Source organism: Algoriphagus machipongonensis, assembly GCF_000166275.1.
In the GTDB taxonomy this organism is placed as follows: domain Bacteria; phylum Bacteroidota; class Bacteroidia; order Cytophagales; family Cyclobacteriaceae; genus Algoriphagus; species Algoriphagus machipongonensis.
This window is the reverse complement of sequence record NZ_CM001023.1, coordinates 3,750,205-3,774,277: the sequence shown is the minus strand read 5'-3', so window position 1 is coordinate 3,774,277 and position 24,073 is coordinate 3,750,205. Positions and strand designations below refer to the sequence as shown.

24 protein-coding genes are annotated in these 24,073 nt (G+C 37.0%); 5 read left to right on the top strand and 19 right to left on the bottom strand.

Annotated elements, in window-relative coordinates; translation table 11 throughout:
• Positions 1 to 190 precede the first annotated feature (190 nt).
• A complete protein-coding gene (locus ALPR1_RS15895; protein WP_008202217.1) occupies positions 191 to 1,558 on the top strand; it encodes a hypothetical protein in 1,368 nt (455 codons plus the stop codon).
• A gap of 130 nt (positions 1,559 to 1,688) precedes the next feature.
• Here ALPR1_RS15895 and ALPR1_RS15890 read toward each other — a convergent pair whose 3' ends face one another.
• The 10 genes from ALPR1_RS15890 to ALPR1_RS15850 all read right to left on the bottom strand — a co-directional run bounded on the left by ALPR1_RS15890 (position 1,689) and on the right by ALPR1_RS15850 (position 9,104).
• A complete protein-coding gene (locus ALPR1_RS15890; RefSeq protein WP_008202215.1) occupies positions 1,689 to 2,885 on the bottom strand; it encodes a metallophosphoesterase family protein in 1,197 nt (398 codons plus the stop codon).
• 100 nt (positions 2,886 to 2,985) lie between these two features.
• Positions 2,986 to 3,966 carry a hypothetical protein gene (locus tag ALPR1_RS15885; protein WP_040302933.1) on the bottom strand — a complete coding sequence of 327 codons (981 nt, stop codon included), beginning with the start codon at positions 3,964 to 3,966 and terminating at the stop codon, positions 2,986 to 2,988.
• A gap of 227 nt (positions 3,967 to 4,193) precedes the next feature.
• Positions 4,194 to 4,313: a DUF6090 family protein gene (locus ALPR1_RS21035; protein WP_262480525.1), complete on the bottom strand. Its 120-nt coding sequence runs from the start codon at positions 4,311 to 4,313 to the stop codon at positions 4,194 to 4,196.
• 124 nt (positions 4,314 to 4,437) lie between these two features.
• Positions 4,438 to 4,746: an EthD family reductase gene (locus tag ALPR1_RS15880; protein ID WP_008202212.1), complete on the bottom strand. Its 309-nt coding sequence runs from the start codon at positions 4,744 to 4,746 to the stop codon at positions 4,438 to 4,440.
• A gap of 226 nt (positions 4,747 to 4,972) precedes the next feature.
• Positions 4,973 to 5,329, bottom strand: a complete 357-nt coding sequence (locus tag ALPR1_RS15875; protein WP_083796183.1) for a cupin domain-containing protein — start codon at positions 5,327 to 5,329, stop codon at positions 4,973 to 4,975.
• 107 nt (positions 5,330 to 5,436) lie between these two features.
• On the bottom strand, positions 5,437 to 6,306 hold the full coding sequence (locus ALPR1_RS15870) for a helix-turn-helix domain-containing protein (protein WP_008202208.1): 870 nt from the start codon (positions 6,304 to 6,306) through the stop codon (positions 5,437 to 5,439).
• Between the two features lie 142 nt (positions 6,307 to 6,448).
• Positions 6,449 to 6,928: a hypothetical protein gene (locus ALPR1_RS15865; protein WP_008202206.1), complete on the bottom strand. Its 480-nt coding sequence runs from the start codon at positions 6,926 to 6,928 to the stop codon at positions 6,449 to 6,451.
• 97 nt (positions 6,929 to 7,025) lie between these two features.
• Complete coding sequence (locus ALPR1_RS15860) at positions 7,026 to 7,355, bottom strand: DUF6984 family protein (RefSeq protein WP_008202205.1); 330 nt, start codon at positions 7,353 to 7,355, stop codon at positions 7,026 to 7,028.
• A 143-nt stretch (positions 7,356 to 7,498) separates the two neighbouring features.
• Positions 7,499 to 8,422, bottom strand: a complete 924-nt coding sequence (locus ALPR1_RS15855; RefSeq protein WP_040302927.1) for a leucine-rich repeat domain-containing protein — start codon at positions 8,420 to 8,422, stop codon at positions 7,499 to 7,501.
• Positions 8,423 to 8,513: 91 nt separating this feature from the next.
• Complete coding sequence (locus tag ALPR1_RS15850) at positions 8,514 to 9,104, bottom strand: cupin domain-containing protein (protein WP_008202202.1); 591 nt, start codon at positions 9,102 to 9,104, stop codon at positions 8,514 to 8,516.
• Between the two features lie 190 nt (positions 9,105 to 9,294).
• On the opposite strand from ALPR1_RS15850, the gene ALPR1_RS15845 reads away from it, so the two are divergent.
• Positions 9,295 to 10,350: an IS110 family RNA-guided transposase gene (locus ALPR1_RS15845; protein WP_008201692.1), complete on the top strand. Its 1,056-nt coding sequence runs from the start codon at positions 9,295 to 9,297 to the stop codon at positions 10,348 to 10,350.
• Here ALPR1_RS15845 and ALPR1_RS15840 read toward each other — a convergent pair.
• From ALPR1_RS15840 to purL, 9 genes are all read right to left on the bottom strand, one after another.
• Positions 10,347 to 10,535: a hypothetical protein gene (locus ALPR1_RS15840; RefSeq protein WP_153231819.1), complete on the bottom strand. Its 189-nt coding sequence runs from the start codon at positions 10,533 to 10,535 to the stop codon at positions 10,347 to 10,349. The genes ALPR1_RS15845 and ALPR1_RS15840 overlap by 4 nt on opposite strands.
• Before the next feature lie 200 nt (positions 10,536 to 10,735).
• Positions 10,736 to 11,398: a hypothetical protein gene (locus ALPR1_RS15835; RefSeq protein ID WP_008202201.1), complete on the bottom strand. Its 663-nt coding sequence runs from the start codon at positions 11,396 to 11,398 to the stop codon at positions 10,736 to 10,738.
• Positions 11,399 to 11,568: 170 nt separating this feature from the next.
• Positions 11,569 to 12,327 carry a DUF6090 family protein gene (locus tag ALPR1_RS20430; RefSeq protein ID WP_008202200.1) on the bottom strand — a complete coding sequence of 253 codons (759 nt, stop codon included), beginning with the start codon at positions 12,325 to 12,327 and terminating at the stop codon, positions 11,569 to 11,571.
• A 177-nt stretch (positions 12,328 to 12,504) separates the two neighbouring features.
• Positions 12,505 to 13,239: a CPBP family intramembrane glutamic endopeptidase gene (locus ALPR1_RS15825; protein WP_008202198.1), complete on the bottom strand. Its 735-nt coding sequence runs from the start codon at positions 13,237 to 13,239 to the stop codon at positions 12,505 to 12,507.
• Positions 13,240 to 13,466: 227 nt separating this feature from the next.
• Positions 13,467 to 14,117 (bottom strand): hypothetical protein, encoded by a 651-nt coding sequence (locus ALPR1_RS15820; RefSeq protein ID WP_008202196.1) that lies wholly within the window; start codon positions 14,115 to 14,117, stop codon positions 13,467 to 13,469.
• Between the two features lie 135 nt (positions 14,118 to 14,252).
• Positions 14,253 to 14,711: a hypothetical protein gene (locus ALPR1_RS15815; RefSeq protein WP_008202194.1), complete on the bottom strand. Its 459-nt coding sequence runs from the start codon at positions 14,709 to 14,711 to the stop codon at positions 14,253 to 14,255.
• Positions 14,712 to 14,896: 185 nt separating this feature from the next.
• Positions 14,897 to 15,421, bottom strand: a complete 525-nt coding sequence (locus ALPR1_RS15810; RefSeq protein WP_008202192.1) for a GNAT family N-acetyltransferase — start codon at positions 15,419 to 15,421, stop codon at positions 14,897 to 14,899.
• Positions 15,422 to 15,643: 222 nt separating this feature from the next.
• On the bottom strand, positions 15,644 to 16,366 hold the full coding sequence (locus ALPR1_RS15805) for an endonuclease domain-containing protein (protein ID WP_008202190.1): 723 nt from the start codon (positions 16,364 to 16,366) through the stop codon (positions 15,644 to 15,646).
• Between the two features lie 499 nt (positions 16,367 to 16,865).
• On the bottom strand, positions 16,866 to 20,549 hold the full coding sequence (gene purL / locus ALPR1_RS15795) for a phosphoribosylformylglycinamidine synthase (protein ID WP_008202188.1): 3,684 nt from the start codon (positions 20,547 to 20,549) through the stop codon (positions 16,866 to 16,868).
• A gap of 298 nt (positions 20,550 to 20,847) precedes the next feature.
• Between purL and ALPR1_RS15790 the strand changes: the two genes are divergently transcribed.
• The 3 genes from ALPR1_RS15790 to ALPR1_RS15780 all read left to right on the top strand — a co-directional run bounded on the left by ALPR1_RS15790 (position 20,848) and on the right by ALPR1_RS15780 (position 24,072).
• Positions 20,848 to 21,447: a TetR/AcrR family transcriptional regulator gene (locus ALPR1_RS15790; protein ID WP_008202186.1), complete on the top strand. Its 600-nt coding sequence runs from the start codon at positions 20,848 to 20,850 to the stop codon at positions 21,445 to 21,447.
• 62 nt (positions 21,448 to 21,509) lie between these two features.
• The gene (locus tag ALPR1_RS15785; protein WP_008202183.1) at positions 21,510 to 22,892 is read left to right on the top strand and encodes a TolC family protein; all 1,383 of its coding nucleotides are present in this window, start codon (positions 21,510 to 21,512) and stop codon (positions 22,890 to 22,892) included.
• 46 nt (positions 22,893 to 22,938) lie between these two features.
• The gene (locus ALPR1_RS15780) at positions 22,939 to 24,072 is read left to right on the top strand and encodes an efflux RND transporter periplasmic adaptor subunit (RefSeq protein WP_008202180.1); all 1,134 of its coding nucleotides are present in this window, start codon (positions 22,939 to 22,941) and stop codon (positions 24,070 to 24,072) included.
• The last annotated feature ends 1 nt before the right edge of the window (position 24,073 follow it).

Genomic DNA, 24,073 nt, shown 5'->3' with positions numbered 1-24,073 from the left:
TTGATCTCTGGCTATTTAAAATGGAAATAGGAAAGTTTTGGATACTTTTTAGCCCGCACCGACAATCAATTTCTTAGCTCGTTCATATGAAATCTATATTTTTTCTCAAATGATAATGGTATTATATAATAATAACTGCCATCCAACCTTGATTTAAAGGCTATGGTCCACGTGATTCACCCCAAATCAAATGAGAAAAACACCATTTTTACTAATTCTGATATTCTTTTCCTTTGACCCTCCTGCGATTAGTCAAACATTAATTGAAAATAACAACCCTCCCAATAAGCTACGGGTGTTTATCGATGGCTGTAATCGGAGAGATGGAGGCTGTGATATGGATTTTATCAGAACAGAAATTACAGCGGTGGATTTCTACAGGGATAATCAACTAGCAGACGTCTTTGTGCTCATTAATGACAATGAATCTGGTGGGGGTGGAAGACAATATCAACTGATTTTTATAGGTCAACAAAACATTCATGCGGGAAGAACAGACACCCTGTATGTCAATAATAAACAGACGGATACTGACTTTGAAGTTCGGGAAAAACTTACCCGGTTTATCAAATTAGGTTTGGCTCCTTTTGTGGCGAAGACCAAAGCAGGGGAGGTGGTCGAAATCAACATGAAAACTGAACTTAGCGTTTTGGAAGATACTGCACGGGAAACAGTTGATCCATGGAACTACTGGGTATTTAACGTCGGTAGTGATGCAAACATTGAATTAGAGGAATTGAGCAAGCAAATCAATTTTGGTGGAGATATCAATATTGACCGGATCACAGATAAATGGAAAATATCCCTTTCCGGGAGAATAGATGAAAGACTGAGAAGGACGATTCAAAAAGAACCAAGAGTGGATGACAATGGCAATCCGGTTCTTGATGAAAACGGTAACCAGATCATTGATGAAGTGGAGAATAAATTTGATGTATCAGAATTTGGATTTAGTCACCAGCTTGTGAAGGCTATTTCACCCAAATGGTCCTATGGGTATGATATAGCAGGTCGTCAGAACACCCGATTTAATTATAAATTTCAGACCAGCTTTAGACCGGCTGTTGAGTACAATTTTTTTCCGGAATCAGTGCAGAATTCCAGATTTCTTAGAGTGAACTATGGGGTTGAGGTCAGGAATAATAGATATGTTGAAGAAACGATTTATGGAGCAGTTCAAGAAACTAGGGTCCTTCATAGCCTGAGAGCCAGTCTTGGCCTAAATCAACGATGGGGTAACCTGGAAGTGGGATATCGTCTGAGAAATTATCTAGATGATTTTAGCTCTTGGTCCACAGGTTTGAATATTAGTGCAGAAGTCCGTGTCACTGGGAATTTTTCTTTTTTTATGAGAGTGGAAGGAAACTATGTAAAGGATCAGATTTACCTAGCATCAGGAGATTTCACCGAACAGGATATATTAAGCGGGAGGGTAACCCTTCCTTCAGCATATAATGTCGATTCCAGATTTGGGTTTAATTACCGATTTGGTTCTAATCTCAACAACTTCGTGAATCGAAGATTTTTTGGAAGGGCCAATTTTGTTGGGAATGATTAAAAAGTCCTCTTGAAGAGGATAAGATTAATCAATTGAAATGCCACAGGAATTAGGATTGGAAAATATTTTTCCAATTGAATTTTGTTTTGTTCTTCATCCTATAATTCACACAAGATGTTATTGGAAGTCTTTAGTTATTTTGGTCTTCATTTATCAATACTTTTGGCAGCTGATATGGTAAACCTTGGTCATTATCTTTTCTAAAAATAGGGACGGCATATTCATTACTTGTCTCATATTTTCTTAAAAAATAACCTTTGCGATTGATAAATTGCTTACCATCTGTTTTGCTTATCGTTACTGATCCAACAGGATAAAAACCTTTCGCTTTATTTTCCTTCGAAATTGTAACATTTTCCAGAGGTCTATTATTTTTTGTTTGCCATAGATGATTCCCATGAGGCAATAGTTCGATCTCTTTTATTTCTAATTCGATTTTATTCTGACTGACCTTAACTACCATATAATTAGTCCGAGTATTGTATCCAATTAAGCCACCGTGTGCTACTTGCATAATACCGTCCCTTTCTGTACATGTGATGGCATGGACCTCACCACATAAATACGCATCAACATTGTATTCCTTCATTGTTTGCCAGAACTCAGAATCTTGACCTTCCTTTATCATCAACCCACTTGAACTCCATTTTCTGACAGGACCAAGGGTAGGAGCATGCCCCAATACAATTCTATGGTCAGCGTCTTTGTTTTCTTCCAATACTTGCCTGAGCCATTCTAGTTGCTTACCCGTAACGCCTGCTTTTATAAACCCTTGATCACTCTCTCCTTCCTCAAAGACATCTGTAGAAATAAATAAGACATTTTTATGCCGCCACCAGAATGCTGTGCCTTTCATGTGGTCTGGTCCATTTTTTGGCATATCTAAATACTTTGCAAAAGCATTTTTATAAAGCTTTACTGCTTTTAATTTCTTTGGGTTATTCCAAGGATTATCCCCCACTTCATGATCCCCTATCGAAGTGTAAAATTTTAATCCATGGTCATTCATTCTTCTTGTCCAGGCTGAATAGTATCGATCTGCATATTTTGCAATGGTATCTTTATCGTTCCATTCTGGACTATCCCAATGTCCCATGACTAAATCTCCGGCAACAACCAAAAAATCTGGATTTTCTTCCTTTACTGAAGTTAAAATGTAGGAGAGGGCATCTTCCCAACCTTCTTGTGGGTAGTCACAATCAACATTTAGAAAGTCAGGCATACTGACAAATGTCCAAGTGTCATCAATTTCTTTGTCATTTGATTGGCTACATCCAACTAACAGGAAACTAAATAAGACCGGAATTGATAGTACTAATCGATTCATGTTTTTTCAAACTTTTGATTCATAAAACTAGCACCATTGTACTGTCGAAGCTAATTATGTGGTTCAAAAGTACTAGTATTGATTCTATCACATCGGTTAACTACTCCTTTGTTTTGTGTTTAATTTTTCCATTCTGCCATCCTTTGGGTAGATGCATGTTCATTCCTGTTTCATTTTCAACATCTATTAATTCATTTCTTAGGTCAATGCTCCTTAATCCAATTGTAGTTCTATTTTTATTTATTGTTTCAAGAACTATATCGTCTGGAATGGCACCGAGAAAGCCATATGATGTTAATTTATGATCGTTTAAAGCAGCAATTCGCCAGTCTTCTATTTGAGCTAATTCATAGGGTGATATTTCACCTTGTTTCAATGCATTCAATAATTTCGGCCTTAAATGATTATATATAGTGTCTTTCGAATTGTAATTCACTGATATTGAAATATGGTGACTTAAAATCACTGAACCCCATAAGTCATCTCCAATAAGTCGTTCACCAGGATAACCATATTCATTTATAATTTGCTCCAGGATCTCTAACTGATGTTCGCTATGAGGAGCAAATTTTTCTTCAGAATACTTTCTTTTAGACTTTTGTCCAATTCTGATAAATGCACCAAGTGCCTTTTTCTGATCCTTCTTAAACATTTCATGTACTTGTTCTTTAATCTGAGGGTTTAGTCTTGATAAGTAAATTTTGTGGAGTGAGTCATACTCTGATTCAATCTTCTCCCATTCTGAACCATCTTTTAATGACTTTAAATTGTCATTTTTGTTGATGCTTTTTAGTGTCCACCCAGCCTTGATCCCCAGCCTAGTGAACTTCATTCCTGATTTATAATCTTTTTCGAATGCACTGAGTTCAGTAGCAACTTTGATGTCTCTTAGAAACAAGAAATCAAACTGCTTAAAGAGAGAATCAAACATATTAATTGCAGAACTGTATTTTTCTTTAACAATTAGTCGTTCGCACTCAATTACCTTCGAATGGTATTTTAGGTAGTTTTCTTGAGCATTGCTCTTAGTAGAAACCAAAAGGCAGCCTATAAGCATAAGGGTTAGGAAAAAATTCTTCATCAAATAAAAGATGCGTTTTTAGTGTAAATGGTTGGAACACTAAGTGAAATCAGTCTTTTAAATGCCGTCTACACGATTGGCAAACGTTTTTCATTCAATTCACCCCATACTTCAAATAGGAATATCCAATTACTATTGGTAAAAGAAAAAATGCCGAGCCGATTATCTTCATTGAAATTCCGAATGCATAACCCACTATAAAAAGAAGGATAATAAACGCTAAAAGGCTAAGTCCGAATACCTTTTGAAAATCCAATTAATATTTCCAGTTCCAATTTTGATTCTTTACTCTGCTCATTCCAGTTATTAATACTTAAGGCAATCAATATTCCAATTACTACTGGAATAATTTCTCCAATTGCATAAACTAGATATTTACTGAACTTATTTTCGGTCAGTATTTTTTGTCTAATTTTTCTAAAGAATTTTATTATTGGTTAGTGGTTAGTCTTAAAAATAGTGACTTATTTTTTAACTTAATTTTCCGATTAAGATTGTTGGTGCACCTCCCGTTGAAATCCTATTTGCGTCTGCTGCAACTTCTTGCATTCCTGACGAAGACATTACTTCATTTAATGCTTCAAGCGAATCAAAAGGCATTGTAAACATTTGATAAAAAGGTGGCTTACCTTCAGGTCCTTGTAAAAATTTAGTTACTGTATAAGGTTTTACATCGTTGGGTATTCCTGTTTTCTCGTGAAGTAATTTAACGTGAGCAGAATATTCTGATTCAAATTTTTCTAGGTCTGTTGGTTGTGGATAAAGTACTATAAGATTCATAATTTTTATGTTTGATTTTATACCTACTCTGCTAGGTTTTCGGCGACCCCTTTTTCACTCATTAGTGGTTTCTGATAATGATGCACAACGGTAAATTGTATAAGTAATGGCAGATTGCGTGGTATTTACTGTCAACTCGCTACAAAGTTTGAGCGGGATACAAGCCTTGAAATTTAATTTTTTAACAGCCATTACTTATACAAAATGTTGGCAACAGCTTTGTCTTTTATTCTTTCAAATATACCAAAATCATTTTTGTGGGTTGGTTTCCAATGTTTGAAACCGAATGAGTTTCAGCGGCATCAAACCAAATTGATGTTCCGGATTTCACTTCCATTTCTTGAGGTTCCCCATTTTCAGGTGTAATCCGAACTTTTGCATCAGTTAAAACAATAGTCAAATGTGGTTCATGATGGTGCATTCCTAATCCACATACGTCACCTTTCGGTTGACTGACATGTTCAACTACCTTCATTTTGTCATTTTCAATTACTGTTTTACCTTCTGGCTCATTAATTACAGGAATTTGTCCGAAGGTAATAGAGTATAAAAACAGCATGGATAATAATAATAGATACTTCATTGTTCTAAATTTTAGTGATTAATAAGTATACCACCAATTTAGAAATCCATTATGAGTTGAGATTTTCTTAAAAAGTCAATCTTTTTACTTTATTACTCAGGTACTATTCATTGTTTGTTATGCTCACGATATTCAGTGGGTGACAATTGAAACTTTTCTTTGAAAATTCTGCTGAAATGAGATATGTTCTTAAACCCACAATCAAAAGTTATTTCGCTGATAGTTTTGTTCGAAGTTTGGAGCAGTATAGTAGCTTTTTCTAGTCTTTTAGCTGTTATCCATTTACCAGGAGTAGTTTGATAATGTTTTTCAAATTCTCGTCTGAAGGTGCTTGTACTTCTGTTAGCAATTTCCGCAAATTCTGAGATTCTCAAATCATAATAATAATTGGTTTCCATTATTTCCCAAATCGGTATGGTATAATTGTCAATGATTTGATTGATATAGGCCAGAATTTTTTTATTATTTGGATGGATAAGGATGTTAAACAACAATTCTTTGAATTTCCCCTCAAAAATAGAATCTGGCAATAATTGTGGTTTCGAGAAATAAGGAAGCAGGCTGTTGTAACTGTTTTGGATTTTTTCGTCAATGGTAAATTCTTGAATTATTTCCGAATCAACTTTAGGTAAATTCCCTAGTGAAAAATGTGGTCTGAATTCCTCAAAAACTTTCTTTAGATAATCGTCCTTTAAGTATAAAACTAATACTACCCAATCTGAATAATTATTAGGCAATTCTTGAAGAAAAGCGCCCCTCTTTACCAAAAATCCAGTTTCTTGACTAAGTATCCATTTATTATCTCCTTGTCTTACTATTCTTTTTCCACTTAATGTAAATGTCAATTGATTGTGATTAGAATAAAGCTGAATGATTTTCTCCCTTTGAGGGCATTGGTAGTAACAGAATAATTGGTCTCTTAAAGACAATTGAGTAAAAATATCTGGATTAGCTTTATGTATTTTGTAGATATTCATCACCAACTTTATTTCTTATTTCAATTGTTGCTAACGGTTTGGCTAGCGGTCAGGCCGGCCATGTTTGCGTTTTCTATTCGTGTTTCATTGTTAGAACTTAGAGCAAAAAGCAACCAAATTTCTTTTCAACTTAGGCTTGGCGCTAGCTTTTGTTGTGGGGCGTTTTCACACATTCAAATATATATTCATTACTAGGGGTCATACTGTAAATTATCAAATCCCCCTTTTTCCATTTTTCTTGATGTTGATTCATTTGCCAAACCTTGGTCCCATCTACTAGAGTAATTTTTCTGTTAAAAACATTTATTGATTCAATTTCAGAATGCCCAATTAGCTTAGTCTGATTAGATAAATCGTTTTTCATTTTCTTTATAGGCTTGTACGCAAAAAACCAAGCAATTAAAGAAATTAATATCATCAGTAGTCCAAGTCCAGCACATGGAATAATTATCTGACTAAACTTTAATCCTTTGTTGAAAATAAAAATTGTAGCTGAAAGTATGACCCCTCCGATAACCATGAGCGTTACTTCTTTCAGTTTCTTTGTTCGATAATCCTCAGCATGATTAATTTCTTGTTGAAGAATAGATATTTCTTCGTCTGTTAATTGAACTTCTTTCATTTAACTTTCTTTTCCGCTCTTACAATTTTAAATCCTAATGCCCCACAACGTCCAGGCTAAAATGTCGTGCTTTGGTCGGGTAGGTCGGGCATGCATTTTAGCCATTGTTGTGTGGCGTTATTTTTATTTCATTCAGCTGAGGATATCTAAGTAGTATTGAAAAGTCCACTTTCCATAAATCCAGCTCGTATACTTCATTGTTTTCGTCAGCAGTTAATTCAAAGTCTACAAGAACACCATCAGAATCCTTAAACGATCCTCCAATTATTTGAGAGTCTCGTTTTCGTGATCCTTTCAAGTCAAAAGATATGGATCCCATTCCTCCATCCTGTAATGGCCTTACCATCTTCGGAATATGAGTCTGTCTACCAGCCTTTTCAAGCAGATAGCTAACCAATTTCAATTCTGACTTAGATATTTCTCTCATTTTTTTCAATGCCACACAACGACCAACTAAAATGAGTATGCGCCCCAGCTGCTAGAAGCACTGAAGTTTCTGGTTCGTATTATTGTCTTATCAAAGGTCTCAGTTCGCATATTCATTTTAGTGCTTGTTACACACTTTTTTTTTCAAAATATTACGTTTGTATTTGGCAACAAGGACTTAATCCTTGTTTGTTCCGATTCGGAGAAATTGTTTTCACTAAGTTCTAAAACGGCTAAGTTCAGAAGGCCATCTAAATTTTCAGGCAGTTTGGTCAGTTCGTTCTTTCTGAGCAATAGTACCTTGAGATTGGGTAATTGTTCAAGGTGTTCGGTTAGTATGTCGATCTCAATATTTGGATTATTGTCGAGAACCAATCCCTTCAATTGATTGAGCAAAGTTATCTCTTTCGGGATAGAGGTTATCTGGTTATCTGATAAGACCAGTATTTTCAAATTGGGAGTAGTTGATAACGGAGAAAAAACATTAGGCAAATCCAGATTGGGATTACTTGATAAATGCAGTTCTTCCAATAGTTTTAGCTCCTTGACATTCAATGGAATTATGGAAATATCTAGTCCACTAAGATACAAGAAGTCGAGTTTTTGAACTTTAGAAAGCGAGTTCAAAGTTTTATTCAGATCCAGTTGTGCATTGCCAGATAAATCTATTTCTCTCAGATTGGGTAGGGTCAGTAGAACTTCTGGTAATTCTTCAAAGTTATTATTCCTCAGATTTGCAACTGTTAGCTGCTTCAAATCCTTTAACTCTGTCGGCAATGATCTTAAGTTGTTGTCCTGAACGTTCAATAACCCTAAACTCTGAACCTGTCCAAGACCTTCCGGAAGTTCATCGAGTTCGCATCCAGTAAGGTAAAAGGATTCAAGGTTCGGGAAATTATCAATTTGTTCCGTAATTGTTGGAATATCTTCACAAACCAAGTCTAGCCATTTAACTTTCTCAGGGTCTCTTAATGCCTCTTCGAATGAATTAAATCGTTGGTTCGCCTGACCAAGAACTGTGATCTGGCTTAGTAAGGCTACAGTTAAAGTGAGAAATAGTTTTACCATAGTGGTTGATAATTGTGTGTAACGGTTAGTACATGCGGCGTGCGACGTTAGGAGCATGATCGTCATGTATATTGTTGTAGCCAGTTTTTATTTAACCTCTCAATCCGTACTTATCGATTATTTCTTTACGTCTTTCGTGATACATTTTAATTCCCCATTCTTTTTGAATCTCATCAACTTTTTCCCAAGCCGCTTTGGAGTCTAGCGAAATTCCGCTTTTAATCAATCTATTACGTAAATCCCATATTCTTTGTAGCATTACGTCAAAATTTTGGTTTGGGTAAATCTCTATAAAATGTACAGGTTCATCTTCTTCATTCCAAAATCCGTGAATCTTTTTTCTCGGTCTAAAATGCCAGCCACCTTCTGGGATTTTAACTATTGAATCTTCCACCATTACGGTCAAAGTACCTGATAATACACGAACTATTTCGTCTAGCTCATCGTGGGAATGAGGAGCTGGCCCACACATTTTTGGTGGCAGCTTCAGTTCGACGGTTGTCAGTTGGTCACCCGTTTGTTCATAGCTAAGTTTTATTCGTTTGTCATTCGGTGGAATGTAAAGTGTATCTGCGTTGACGTTTTGTTTTATTGATTCAGTTTCTGAAGGATTTCCATTACATCCAATCAATAAAGCGCTACCAAAAAAAGTAGTGTTTTTAATGAATTTTCTTCTTTCCATTATAATGATTTTATATTGGCTACAACGCTTGGGCTATGAGTAGTTGCGTGGTTTAGCACTTAACTTTGCAAGTACAGACCAAACTGAAAATCCGCGAGGATTTTCAGAGGTAGGCGAGAACAAGCAATTACTTATAGTTCCCATGATATAATCTGGTTCGTTTTAAGGACAGAACCAAAAAGAATATATCATGGACACCGAAGTTTCTCCTAAGTTATTCATTGGTATTGATGTGCACAAGCGCCAGTGGAGCGTTTGCATCATTACAGCCAATTGCCATCATAAAACCTTCAGTCAGGCACCTGATCCCAAAGCCTTGAAGTCTTACTTGGATAAGTTTTTTCCAAAATATCAGATCATTTGCTGTTATGAAGCCTGTAAGTTTGGTTTTTGGATCTATCGGGATCTAAAGAGTTTCGGATATGAATGTCTGGTGATCAATCCAGCTGATCTTCCCACTACCAATAAAGAAAGTAGTGAAAAAACCGATCCTGTGGATAGTCGCAAAATGGCCAAAGCTCTCCGTGCAGGACTGCTGCGAGGAATCCACGTGCCTACCCTGGAAACAGAAGGTGATCGCCAGCTCTTCCGATATCGCAAAAGGCTCTGGGCAGACTTGGTTAGAGTAAAAAACAGGATCAAGGACAAACTCCTTCAAAACGGGATAGAAACACCTCCTAAATACGATAATCCTTATTGGACAAAGGATTTTCTGGACTGGCTGGCCATCGTAGAGCTCCCTTCGGACAGCAGCAGACTGGTAATGGATTTATTGCTCGATCAGTTTGAATTTACCTACCGTCACTTTTTGAAGGTCTCCATTTCTGTCCGTGCGCTACAGCGAAAATCCAAATACAAGGCAAACTCCAAGCTGCTGAGACAGATTCCCGGGATAGGTCCTTTGACAACAGTACAATTGCTCACCGAAATAGAGGATGTTAACCGTTTCAGGAATTTCAAACACTTCAACAGTTATATCGGGCTCAAACCGATGGTCCATTCCAGCGGTGAATCAGACCGAAAAGGATACATGACTTATCGCCATCATCAGGGACTGAGAAGCTCACTGATCGAATGTGCCTGGACCACTGTCCAACGCGATCCGGTGATGCTGAATCGATACGAGGAACTATTGCAAAGACATACCGGCAAACGAGCCATAGTTATCATAGCAAGAAAGCTCTTGTCAAGAATATATCATGTCCTAAAAACGGGTGAACCTTACCAGGTAGGATATTCAACTTAGTCCGTGGCAGAGACCATTGGATCAAGCCCATCAAAAAGCTCCAGACCTCTCAACACTGTGTGAGTCCAATAATTAGGAACTCTATTATAGTATGGGGCTGGAGCACTTACTAAACTAACCGGAAACTGAGACCATAAATAGCATGGATCTCTGATGGAAGCATGGCTTGTATTTGATGATCGCAAGATATGGACTGATACTGTAGAAGTAAAGAACAAGGCGAGTGAACAACCCACCCGCAAGGCAGCGCTTTGTCCATTCTTGACTTCTTTCAATCAGTCCAAAAAACAGGCAATCAACTCAAAAACAGCCAAAACAAAGAAAAAATGCTAGAAAATGAACTTTTGATTATTCATGGAAGCCATTGTTGTGGGCAGTTTTTTATTTAATAATTATACATATCTAATTCGTCAAAGTCTTTTATTTCAGATAGTTTGATTAAATTATCTATTTCAATATTATTCCAAGTTTCCTTAAATATTTCATCTCCACCTTCTGCATTTTCATTTGTATTCTCTTTGACTAATTTTCTTTTTGTCAAGAAGTTGATACTTGTTTCTGTCATTGTGATTGGTCCACGATTGCTACTTGAATCATATCCAATTAATTCAAAATTCGAGTTTTGATATCGGAAGGTATATTCCCAATATCCATATCTGCCGTGTCCGTAATGGATATAAAGTTTTTCGTTTTCAATTTTAATCCATAATTCTGGTGGAAAATAAACTCCACCATCTTCATTTTCTGACGAAAAGCAATTGTAGTTTTTATCGGCAAGTTCATAACCTTTCTCATTTTTAAATAAGACAACAATTCCACGTCTATTTCTGTCAACTTTTTTGTCAAAACGATTAGTCACAATGTTTGCTGTATCAGACTTTTTGATTATCAAAACACAATCCTCCAATCCATCTTTATTTAGGTCTCCAAAATATTTTTCAAATTCGGCATATCCTTTAGGAATAAAATTGGAAGGTTGATTATTCTGTGCTTTACAACCTAGAATAGTCAGTAGAAAAAAGGGTAGTATTAATATAATTTTCCTCATTCAGTATATAGCTTCTGGCAGTTGGTTTAAATTGCCCACAACGGTCTGGTATAAGAATAGTAGCGGGTTTTAAGGCTTTAATTTTTCGATTAAACACAGACCTTTTTCCATTTAATTATTTTCGTTTAGCGATTGAACCGCTATTATTTTTATACAATGTTGTGCTTTTGTTATTTTAAATTTTCTAAATAGTTTGTTATTACTTTAGCTTTTTGAATGTAAGCTTCAAAATCTTGCCTTATTAAAATTCTGTATGCTCCAATCATTCCCACTTGGGTTTTCAGGTACTCATTATGCTGGATTTTATACCATTGCACATCGTATTTTGAAGCATTATAGGCGTCTATATATTTTTGTATTTCATAAAAATCCTGATAAAGTTTAGGACTATGAAATTTTGACATTTCATCACGATAATCATACCAAACGGTTTTAAGAATTCGGGCATTCATACGTTCAGACCATAAATTTGGCACATAATAATCATCTAAAAGCCTTTTTAATTTTACATCATTGAATAAGTGAATATTATTACTATTAATGAGGTCATTATAGGTAGATGATATGATAGATTTATTTGGAATATATCCACAAAAAATGATTGAATTTGCAAGCCTTAAAGTATCTACCTCATTCAAGGTATTATCTAAAAATGAAGCGAGGTAAAATCCTTCTTTTTCAGCATTTGTATTAACATTATTAAGGGCTTCTAAATTTTCAATGTCCTTTTTCAGATCAACAATTAGATTTTCAAGTAATGACTGTTTAATTATATTATTCTTTCTATTTTCATTCCAATTATTAATCTGTACAGCCATTAAAATGCCAATAACAACAAGGATAATTTCTCCGATGGCATATTTCAAATACTTTCCAGTTTTACCTTCTGAAAGTAAGTTTTGTCTAATTTTTCTAAAGAATTTTATCATTGGTTAGCGGTTTCTTATAATGAAGCACAACGGTTTGGCTAAACTGCGTTTTAATGCAGTTTAGGTTTTGTTAGCCTTTCGTTTTATTTGTTACTGCAATATGGAGCATCAAAACTGAATCTTGTAAGCTTTTTACTATCATGGAAAGCAATTAATACTATTTGACTCATATTCAAATTAGGCAAGAATATCCCACCCCGCAAAACCTACAACAGCATAAAATAAGTTACTTAGAACATGAATTAGGATCGCCATTTTTAATGAGCCTGTGCGTAATAAGATCCAACCCCATGTTGCACTATACAGAAAATACATGGGCCATAATATCATGGGATTATGACCAACGGTAAAAACAATAGAAGTTATCAATATAGCAGCCCAGGAAGGTATTTTCTTTGCTAGTGAAGATTGCAAATATCCCCTAAATACAACTTCTTCCATAATGGGTCCAACAAGGAGTGCTAGTAGTAAAAAACCAGACATTTCAAGTGATCCTCCATTTGTTTTGATGTAGCTAAACATCTTGGAGCCGCCTCCAATGATTCCTTCGTGACCTAAGGCAGGTAAGATTAATGATCTATATATCCATGCCAAAAAGTGCGTTAATATCAATGCTGATAAAACCAATAAAAGACCTTTGCTTTTTTTAATCTTACTTTTTTGAAGTCCTATCTCAGGATAAAAAGGTTCACCTGATTTACGGATATCCCACCAGAAAAAAGTAATTATCATGATGCCACTTAGCAAAGCAGAAGTGAGTCCTAAGATCTCGATAGGAACTTCATTATTAGGCGAAAAGAACTTAAACCCATAAGAGATAATAATTCCGGCTAGGAGTTGACATGCGTACATGACCACAATGGCCAGAATTCCCCGTTTTATTGTTAGTTGCTTATGTATAGTTTCTGTCATTCAGTTTTAAATGTAATGAAGGCTAACGGTTTGGCTTGGAAACGGCGGGCATTCAAAGTCCATCCCTATTCAGCCTACTACTAACTTATTACAAATATGAAACTTTCTATTAACTCGAAACAGCCCGCTGTATTCCAAGGTGATGTTATGGGCTTTTCTTCTTGATATTGAACTTGTAGGATTTTTGTACAGGTTATTTTATCATCCAATTGAGAAGTCTTGTAAAATTAGAATTGTGCCTCCAGGTCGATAAAATACTTAGCTTTGGCTTTTTTCAATTTTTGAATTTCCTCATAATCCAAGTTTAATCCCAGATAGGTAGTGGAGAGATCTATTCGATCATGAAAAAGAAGCAAACGCATCATTCTCTTTAGCTCAACTTTGTGTGAAGGGGTTTCCAATTGAAAAAAAACTTTCACTTTCTTATCATCAACCATAAACTCAATGAAGTTATTCACACCTTGAGAATAAGCTGGTCCACCGTAGTATCTTGCAATCGGATACGTTTCAGACCATAATTTTTCATCAACTACTTGAAAAGTTCTAAACTCAAATTTTTCTATTTCAGTCCAAGAATACGAATAGTCATTTATTCTGATTCTTTCCACGCATATTTCAAGTTCACCCTCTAATTTCCCATATTTCTTTTCCTTTTCCCTGGAACCCCAATAGGCTGAATAAAAAATCATTCCTAATATAGAAAAAAGTAAAGTCCTAATTGAATAATCAATGTTTGAAGATAAATTCACTTGGCTGGCTATTAAACCAATCATCAAGAATAGAATATAACCTCCATACATTAATTTTGAAGAATTGATCCTCCAATCGATTCCTTTAAACGGTACAAAAATTTTTGCATTAAATGCAGGAAGCTTCATTTTGTTCTCAGAATTGCCCACAACGGTTTGTGTATGGTGCGTGTCCCGAAGGGCATGAACTATACACGGTGTTAGCCTTTCGCCTTTATTAATAATTCATTTTTAATACTGAAAAAATATTCATGATTGAAAGTTTCAGTTGTCATAGTGATCATTAGGTGTATTATGTGTAGAACTTGTTAACATAAGAAGTATTGGTACACTGATTACTGATCCAATTAAAGTTGCAATTATGTCAAATATATCAAAGAACCTTCCATCGAAAATCAGCATAAACTCATATAATGTCCAAATAAAAAGGGTGAATATTATCCATGAATATTCTTCTTTTTTCAAGAAATTCTTCACCCTGAATCCTGACATAACTATTAGAGAAGGATAAAAAAGACCAGTTAAAAAATTTGGTAAAACGCCAAGAATAAAGCCATTGTTTTCAACTCGACATTTGTAGCCAAAATAAAGAATAATAAATCCTGCAATTAGTATAAAAAAATTTGTAACTCTTTGTTTTTTAGTATAAGGAAATCTTTCAGTGGTTATTTTAGTTACCCCTAAAATTATTAAAAGTCCAATTATCAAGTTAAAGCCAGGCATTTGAAAATATTATTTTTTTAGCATCCATATTTTTTTTGGTGAAGGCTAACGGTTTGCATATGGCTTTGTGGCGGTTTCGAAGCACTTTCCTGTCCACCGAAACCAAAGCTGGCTAAGGAGCGAAAACCTTCCTGGCAGCCGTTCACCCGCCATAAGCTATATGCGTTGTTGTGGTGTCGTATTTTTTATTCATTAAACTCTTTTGGATATTCAACCATTCCATTTACTCCTTTCAGTCCATTTTCTATTAATTCAATTACCATACAATTCTCTTTCGGAACTTCAAATGGCAATTCTATTCCGTACTTATCTGCTTGTTCATATCCGAATCTTGGATAGTATTTTTCGTGTCCTAGAAGAACGATTGATTTATACCCTAATTCTTTTGCCTTTTTGTGCGATTCAAGTATTAGTTTTCCACCAATTCCTTTTCCTTGAAATTCAGGTAATACAGAAACAGGTGCCAACGCCAATGAATCGAATTCATTCGACTCGTTCTTGATTTTAAGTTTTGTCAATAGAATATGTCCAACTGTTTTACCGTCAATTTCCGCTACCATTGATAGTTCAGGAATGAAAGCGTCCGATTTTCTTAATCGTTCGACCAAAAACTGTTCAGTGTGGTCAGCGAATTCAGCGTCTTTAAAAGCACTTTCAATTACGCTAAAGACTTCCTTATGGTCATTTTGGGTTTCTTGTCTTATTATCATTGCCAATGTCGTCTTATATGCACCACAACTTGTTTATTGTTACGGTTTTTCCGTATATACTTACCTGTTTTTGGGCTGATAGATACGGTTTTACCTTATTTTATATTTTTATAAGTCGTCAAATGGACTCCTGATTTTTTGAAGACTCTTCTGACTCACATGGGTGTATCCCGATAGAAATCGGGACTGTCGTCTTACTTGAATTATGCTCCCCTACTGTTTTTATACGTTATTGTAAACTGGCTTTTCTATCCACTTTTTGATTTCATTGACTATTAAATCTGTGTTTTCGTTTACATCTTTTCCTGTATATCTCAATACTTGAAAACCAAGTTCTTGTAATTTCCTATCAATTCGCTTATCTCTTTGAGCTTGTTCTTCAGTTCTTTCGTGATAAGTGTGTCCATCTGTATAAACACATAATTTGACTCCTTTTTTCTCAATATAAAAATCCGCTACAGTTAAAACATCTTTGAAATTATTTCTGGGATTATCATAGGTTTTTCCAGCGATGGAAATATTTTCTCCTTTCCAGTTTAGAGGATATTGAGCCTCAAATCGGATGTATTTTTTGTTCAACGCAAGAAATAGTTTTCTTTCGAGTGGACTTTGTAAATCGAAAATACAAGTCAAACAGTTATGGGTTAGTTTATAATTACAACCTTGACACAATTCATCATCTTCATAATGTTTGTCAAGTATTTTTGCTCTATCATTTGTGATATTTAGCTTTTCGGCAGTCGTTGTCTTGTCAATTATATCCGAAATTTCGTCACGCAATTTTGTCAATTCTTTTAGTCCGCAACGGAAAGTTTTATTCCAATTCTGTCCTTTCTCAATTATTGAAACTAAATATTCTGTCCTTTCATTTTCTGCATTATCATTTGAGCTAAAATTTCGATATGCGGTATTTATTTTTTCAATTTCGATTGGGATTTTCGCCATATTTTAATTCAATTACTGATTTTTATTAGCTTGTTTACAACTTGTTTATTGTTACTGTTTTATAGTGACTATGTGCCGAATTGAATCAGCTAGTCACAGGTTTTGTCTTTCTATAGATCATCGAACGGGAAGCGGATTAGTCTAAGTTTCTTTTCACTGACATGAGTGTATCCCGATAGCTATCGGGACTGTCTTTTTACTGGAATTGTGACCCAATAATACTTGAATATATCTTAGATCTGTACCACTCTTCACAAATTGGGTAGGATTGCAGACTTTTAGCTTATTATCAAAAGTAAATTTCCCTAAAACGCTTTCCCTCTTTTTCATTTGTAGCAATCGCATAAAAATCGTTTTTATATAATGAACTAAAAGTATTTCAATATATAGAAAAATATCAAAAAAAAATCCCTCAGATTGCTCCAAGGGATTTGTGTGTGAAATTTTTCAATCTTTCAATATTCCAATCAGAATAATATCGAATGATGAATGTTGAAGTTTAAGAATTGTGAGTCTCAATCCACTTCCTCGCATTCACAAATGCCTCCATCCAAGGGGTGAAATCATCTTTTCTGTCGCTAGGATAGTAAGGCCAGTTCCAAGGCTTCAAACTACGCTCAATATGTGGCATAATCGCTAAGTGACGTCCATCCGCAGAAGCAATACCGGCGGTCGCATAATCCGATCCATTTGGATTACCTGGATAGGCTTCATAGCTATATTTCATGGCGAAATTGTATTGGTCAGATGCCAATGGAAGAGAGAATTTCCCTTCTCCATGAGCTACCCAAACACCCAGCCTCTGTCCACTAAGTGAACCTAACATCACAGAGCTGTTTTCAGGAATGGTCACATTCACAAAAGTAGATTCAAACTTATGCGATTCATTATGAAGCATCTTGGGCTTTTCTGTATGGGTAGGAGTGGCTAGACCTAACTCTACCATTAATTGGCAACCGTTACAAACACCCAAACTTAAGGTGTCAGGACGAGCGTAGAAGTTGTCAAGCGCTTGTTTTGCTTTTGGATTATAAAGGAATGCACCCGCCCAACCTTTGGCTGATCCTAATACATCGGAGTTAGAGAATCCGCCTACGAAGACGATCATCTGCACATCTTCCAAGTTCTCTCGACCTGCAATCAAATCGGTCATATGAACGTCCTTGACATCAAAGCCAGCCAACCAAAGTGAATAGGCCATCTCACGATCTCCATTCACACCTTTTTCCCGGATGATAGCTGCTTTGGCCTTGCCGGAAGATTTTCTAAATGGATCCAGACCGGCTCCTTCAAAACTTCCTTTCCATCCTTCAGCGAATTCGTAAGATAGGGCCTGATTTTTATAATTTTCAAAACGGTCTTTTGCTAATTTCTCACCGCTTTGTTTTTTGTCCAATAAGTAGGAAGACTTAAACCAAGTATCACGAAGTTCTGCAATATCCAGGCTGATATCTTTTCCTTTTAAGTCCAGTTTGCCGCTGTCTGTGACTTTCGCTAATTCCACATAATCTACATCCGCTTCGACTAAAAGTGCTTCCACGGCATTTTCATCGGCTACCTGAATCAGAATTCCTGGGTTTTCAGCAAATAGGACTTTCACCAAATCTTCCTCACCCATACGGTCCACATGAACTTTCAGTCCCACTCCTGGGCTTGGGAAGCACATTTCAAGTAATGCCGTGATCAAACCGCCAGAAGATATGTCATGCCCTGCCAATAACCAGCCTTGATCAATCAAGTCTTGGATCGCTGTAAATGCCTTGGCAAAATATTCAGGGCTTTTTACATCTGGAGTCTCCGTTCCGATTTTATTGAGGGCTTGATAAAAACTAGAGCCTGCTAACTTAAAATCATCATTGGAGAAGTTGATATATAGGATTCTACTTCCTTTGATCGGGTGAAGTGCCGTTTTTACCGTTTTCTGAACATCGAAGCATTCACCCACTGTAGAAATAATGACCGTTCCCGGAGAATAGACTGTTTTCCCATCAGGATATTTTTGAGTCATGGATAAAGAGTCTTTTCCGGTAGGAATATTCACTCCCAAATCAATCGCAAATTTAGAAACTGATTCCACGGCACGATATAAGCGATCGTTTTCGCCTTCATTCTTTGCAGGCCACATCCAGTTGGCAGAAAGGGAAATTCCTGCCAACCCATCCTGAATTGGAGCAAAAATCAAATTGGTCATGGCTTCTGCAATCGCCAAGCGGCTACCTGCTTCTGGGTTTGCCAATGCTGCAACTGGCGCATGTCCAATGGAAGTAGCGATTCCCTTATTTCCTGTAAAGTCCAAAGCCATCACAGCCACGTCATTTAATGGCAATTGGATGGCTCCAGTAGTCTGCTGATTGGCAACTCTACCGGTAACGGATCGATCGACTTTATTGGTCAGCCAATCCTTGCAAGCCACGGCCTCAAGCTGCAACACTTCTTGTATGTAATTTGTGATTTCAGACTGAGAATAGGCTGCTTCAGAAAAAGAGGCATTCTGCGTTTTGTCCTCCAAAATTGTTTTTGGAGAGGAACCAAACATATAGCTGAGATTCCAGTCTACTGGTTTTTCACCCGTTTTCTGATTCTCAAATTTGAAGTGCATATCTCCAGTCGTTTCACCTACGACATAGAAAGGAGCTCTTTCTCTTTCAGAAATAGTCTGAAGTGTGTCAATATCTTTTTTACCGATCACTAAGCCCATTCTCTCCTGAGATTCATTTCCCACGATTTCCTTAGCGGAAAGGGTAGGGTCTCCTACAGGAAGTTGGTCGATGTGAATCGTGCCTCCCGTATCTTCTACCAATTCGGAAAGGCAGTTTAGGTGTCCACCTGCTCCATGATCGTGAATGGAGATGATGGGGTTGTTTTCATCTTCTGCCATGGCACGGATGACATTGGCAACCCTTTTTTGCATTTCAGGATTGGATCTTTGGATCGCGTTGAGTTCGATGGCATTGGAAAGCTCTCCCGTGTTTAAGGAAGAAACTGCAGATCCGCCCATTCCGATACGGTAGTTGTCACCACCCATGATCACGATTTGGTCGCCTGCTTTAGGCTCCTCCTTTTTCGTGTATTTGGCATTGGTAAAACCTACACCACCTGCTAGCATGATTACTTTGTCAAATCCATGCTGCTTATCGTCTTCCTCGTGTTCGAATGTTAAAACTGAACCTGCAATCAGTGGTTGACCAAATTTATTTCCGAAATCAGAAGCTCCATTGGATGCCTTGATTAGGATATCCATCGGTGTTTGATATAACCATGGTCTTTCTGGCAGGTTTTTCTCCCAACTTCTTCCTTTTTCAGACCTTGAATAAGAGGTCATGTAAACAGCAGTACCTGCTAATGGAATAGAAGCTGTTCCTCCAGCCATTCTATCACGGATCTCTCCACCACCACCCGTTGCCGCTCCATTGAAAGGCTCTACCGTAGTGGGGAAATTATGTGTTTCAGCTTTTAAAGAGATGACGGTATCGATATCTCTGGTTTCGAAAAAGTCTGCTTTATCCTGAGTTTTTGGGGCGAATTGTTGTGCTCTTGGCCCCCCTACAAATGCCACATTGTCTTTATAGGCAGAGGCAATTCTATTCGGATGCTTTTTAGAGGTTTCCTTGATCAGTTGGAAAAGCGTCATTGGCTTCTCCTCTCCGTCGATGATAAAGGTGCCATTGAAAATTTTATGGCGGCAATGCTCAGAGTTTACCTGGCTAAAACCAAATACCTCAGAGTCTGTCAAAGGTCTCCCTAGCTGTTGGGAAACATTTTCCAGGTAGTCTACTTCCTCTTGACTAAGGGCAAGTCCCTCTTTCTGATTGTAAGAAGCAATATCTTTGATTTCGACAATTGGCTCAGGCTGTAAATGGATATCAAAAATATCCTGATCCAAACCTTCGTATGCTTTCTGGAGCATAGGGTCGATTTGATCTCCGGCCTTCATCGGGAAAAATTCTTCAATTCTTACCACACCTTCAATTCCCATGTTTTTGGCAATTTCCACGGCGTTGGTGGACCAGGGAGTAATCATTTCTTTTCTGGGACCAGAGAATTTACCTTCTACATTGTTGGTTTCCAGTGCTTTGGCTTCTCCGAAAAGCCAGATTAATTTCTGGACGTCTTCAGGAGCAAAGGGTTGTGGAGTTTGTACGGCGTAGATAAGGTTTTGAGGGGATTCGAAGAAGAATATCATGTCCTTAGGCTAGTAAGCTGCAAAGGTAAGAAATTGGACTTTAGATTGAAATATTTGGAAGAGGGTAATTTGCCTCCCCAAGATATTTTCTGAAATTCCAGAGCAGGGAATGAGTTTTTTAGGTGGTTTGACTCAATGGAATTTTTGGTATTTCTGTCAAATGTTCAAAATCGTACGGATTTCAATATTATTTTTTTGTTAAAGCAGGAGATTGTTCGCTTTTGATACTACGGAAACTTTTGAAGAGCCTAAAGTTTCCGTAGTTTTGCATCCTGATTTATTAAAGAGTTAAAACTAGATGAGGGAGAAGATTTTAGATGTAGCGATTGAGCAGTTTAGCAGGTATGGTGTTCGCACTGTAACCATGGAGAATATTGCTCGGCTATCTGGAGTTTCTAAAAAGACAATTTACCAGGAGTTTAAGGATAAGCGCGAGCTGGTAAAGAAGGCTTTTGGGATGATTTTAAGTCAAGATCAGGAGAAGTTGACTGGAATTCTAAGTGAAGACGATGGAGTAATTGAACATTTAATTTGTACTTCCAAAACCATTCGTGAGCGATTGGAAAATATGAACCCGATGGCGGTATTGGAGGTGCAAAGGTACTTTCCAGATGCCTGGGAAATGTTTGAGTGTTTTCGGGATGAAATAATCGTGACAGACATCGTCAAAGTCTTAGAAAGAGGTAAAAAATTGGGTTACTTTCGCGAAGAAATTAACTCCGAAATTTTGGCCAAAATGCGTGTGAATCAGATCAGTGCAGCTTTTGACCCGACGTACTTCAATACCAGCTCTCATAGTTTATTGGATCTACAGGTAGAGATGATGAATCATTTTCTGCACGGGATTTTCACAGAGAAAGGAAGACAGGCATATTTAGAAAGACATCGATATAATTAATGAGAGCTAAGGCTTTCCAAACAAATTTAAATCTCAAACCGACTTTTATTTAGAATAGTACCATGTTTAAAAAGAAGATTTATTTAGCTGTCCTGCTCGTCTTGAGTTTTCTTAAGATTGAGGCATTTGCACAGGAAGCACCACCTTTAGAAGTTCTCCAGCTGAATTTAAAGGAGACCTTGGAATTTGCTTTAGAAAATAACCCAGACTCCAAGAATGCCAAGTTAGAAGTGATGGTGTCGCAAACGACCATTAAGGAAGAAACGGCTGCTGGTCTACCACAGATTAATGGAAATGTTGGGATTAATTATAATCCATTGGTTCAGGTAGTGTTTTTACCAAACGAACCTCCATTTGGAGATCCGAGTATTCCTTCCGATGTGATTCCGGCCAGGTTTGGTGTAAGTTACTCTGGGAATGCAGGGGTTACTTTATCACAAATGATTTTTGATGGATCATTCTTCGTGGGACTGAGAGCAGCCAAAACCTATAAGGCTTTGACGGAATATGATAAAATCAAAGTGGAAAATGATGTTATCGAAAATGTCAAAAAGGCCTATTATGGGGTTTTGGTGAATGCGGAGAGAATCAAACTTTCTCAATCCAACTTGAGTAGAATCGACTCCTTATTGGAGGAAACCAAAGCGATGAACGAAGCTGGATTTACAGAAAAAATCGAGGTTTCCAGAATTCAGGTGCAGCGGAATAATACCTTTTCTCAACTAAAGCAAAGCATGACTGCTTACGATATTTCTAAGCAATTGCTAAAAATTCAACTGGGACTACCTAAGAATTATGACGTTGTGATAACAGAAACTTTGGCAGAGCTAAACCCAGAGGAAGATTTAGCGGCTCTTCAGGCAATGGAAGTTGAGCATAGAGTGGAAATGGATCAATTAAACACCAACATGGAATTAACCCAGTTGGATCTAAGATATAATACCTCCCAATACATGCCGACCTTAGATTTTAATGCAAGTTATACGAGATCTGGAGCAGGCGATTCATTCAATACTTTGTTTCAATCTAGGAATTGGTTTAGTTCCTCCATGCTCGGAGTAACGATGAACATTCCAATTTTTGATGGCCTATCTAAGAGCGCAAGAATTCAAAGAAACAGACTACAGTTACAGCAGCTGGAAAACCAGCGATTCTATTTGGATCAAAACATAGCATTGGAAGTGTATCAGGCTAAGCAAAACCTAGCCAATGACCTGGAGGTTTTGGCAGTGCAGAAAGAAAGTATGGAACTGGCCAAAGAGGTATATGATATCTCTAAAATTAAGTACAATGAAGGAGTCGGATCCAACTTGGAAGTTGTGGAGGCTGATGCAGCTTTGATTGAGTCTGAGATTAATTATTTGGGAGCCCTTTACGATGGTTTGATTTCGAAAGTAGATTTGGAGAAGGCATTGGGCATATTAAAAGATGGATTAGGTCAATAAGATTTGACCTTCATAAAATTTGTAACAACGACATTAACTATATACAATGAAATTATCACATAGATTTTTACCCCTATTAGGCTTAGCTTTTCTGGTCTTTTCTTGTGAGCCAAAGGATGAGGTGGAGGAAAAGAAGGCTGAATTGGAGGAGCTCAAAGCTGAATCAAATAAACTGACGACTTCCATCGCTGAGTTGGAAGAAGAGTTGATGAAATTGGATCCTGATTTTGCTAAGCAAAATCAAAAGTCTATTCTGATCACTACCATTCCTGCAAAAAAGGGAGAATTTGATCATTATGTAGAGGTGACTGGATCAGTGCTTTCTAAGAAGAATGTCATGATCAGTGCGGAGACCTCAGGAAGAATTCTTGAAGTTCCAGTTTTAGAAGGGATGAGAGTGAATAAAGGGACAGTTTTGGCAAGAATTGATGCCGAAATTATCGAGCGTAACATCGACGAATTAGAGAATTCATTAGAACTCGCTACGACTTTATTCGAAAAGCAGGAGAGGCTTTGGAATCAGCAAATTGGTACTGAGGTTCAGTACTTGGAAGCTAAAAACAGAAAAGAAGGACTGGAAAGAAACTTGGCTTCAGCTCGTACCAATCTGGATAAAGCAATAATTAGAGCACCATTCTCAGGTACGATTGAAACGGTTGAAGTGAGATTGGGTGAATTGGTTCAGCCTGGAATGGGCATGTTCCAATTTATCGGAGAGAGTGACTTATTTATCGAAGCAGATATTTCTGAAAGCTATATAGGAGTCCTTTCCAAAGGGGATTCAGTAGATGTGAACTTCCCATCAATCAATAAGGATATTCAAACAAAAGTTTCTTCAGTAGGTGCGATCATCAATCCAAATAACAGGACTTTCAAAGTGGAGGTTCTCCTTCCTAACATGTCCATGGTGAAGCCTAACATGATTTCAGTATTAAAGATTTTGGATTACCAAAGTGCTGATGCGGTTATTGTTCCGAGTTACTTAATTCTTAGCGACAACCGTGGAGATTATGTGTTTACAGTAGAAAGTGGAAAAGCTGTGAAGAAATATGTGGAAAGAGGAAAAACCTTTGATAAGGAAACTGAGATTTTAGAGGGACTTACAGGTACCGAGATGTTGGTGGACAAGGGATTCCGTGAAGTTGGAGATAATTTCAATGTGAACATAGCACAGCAATAAA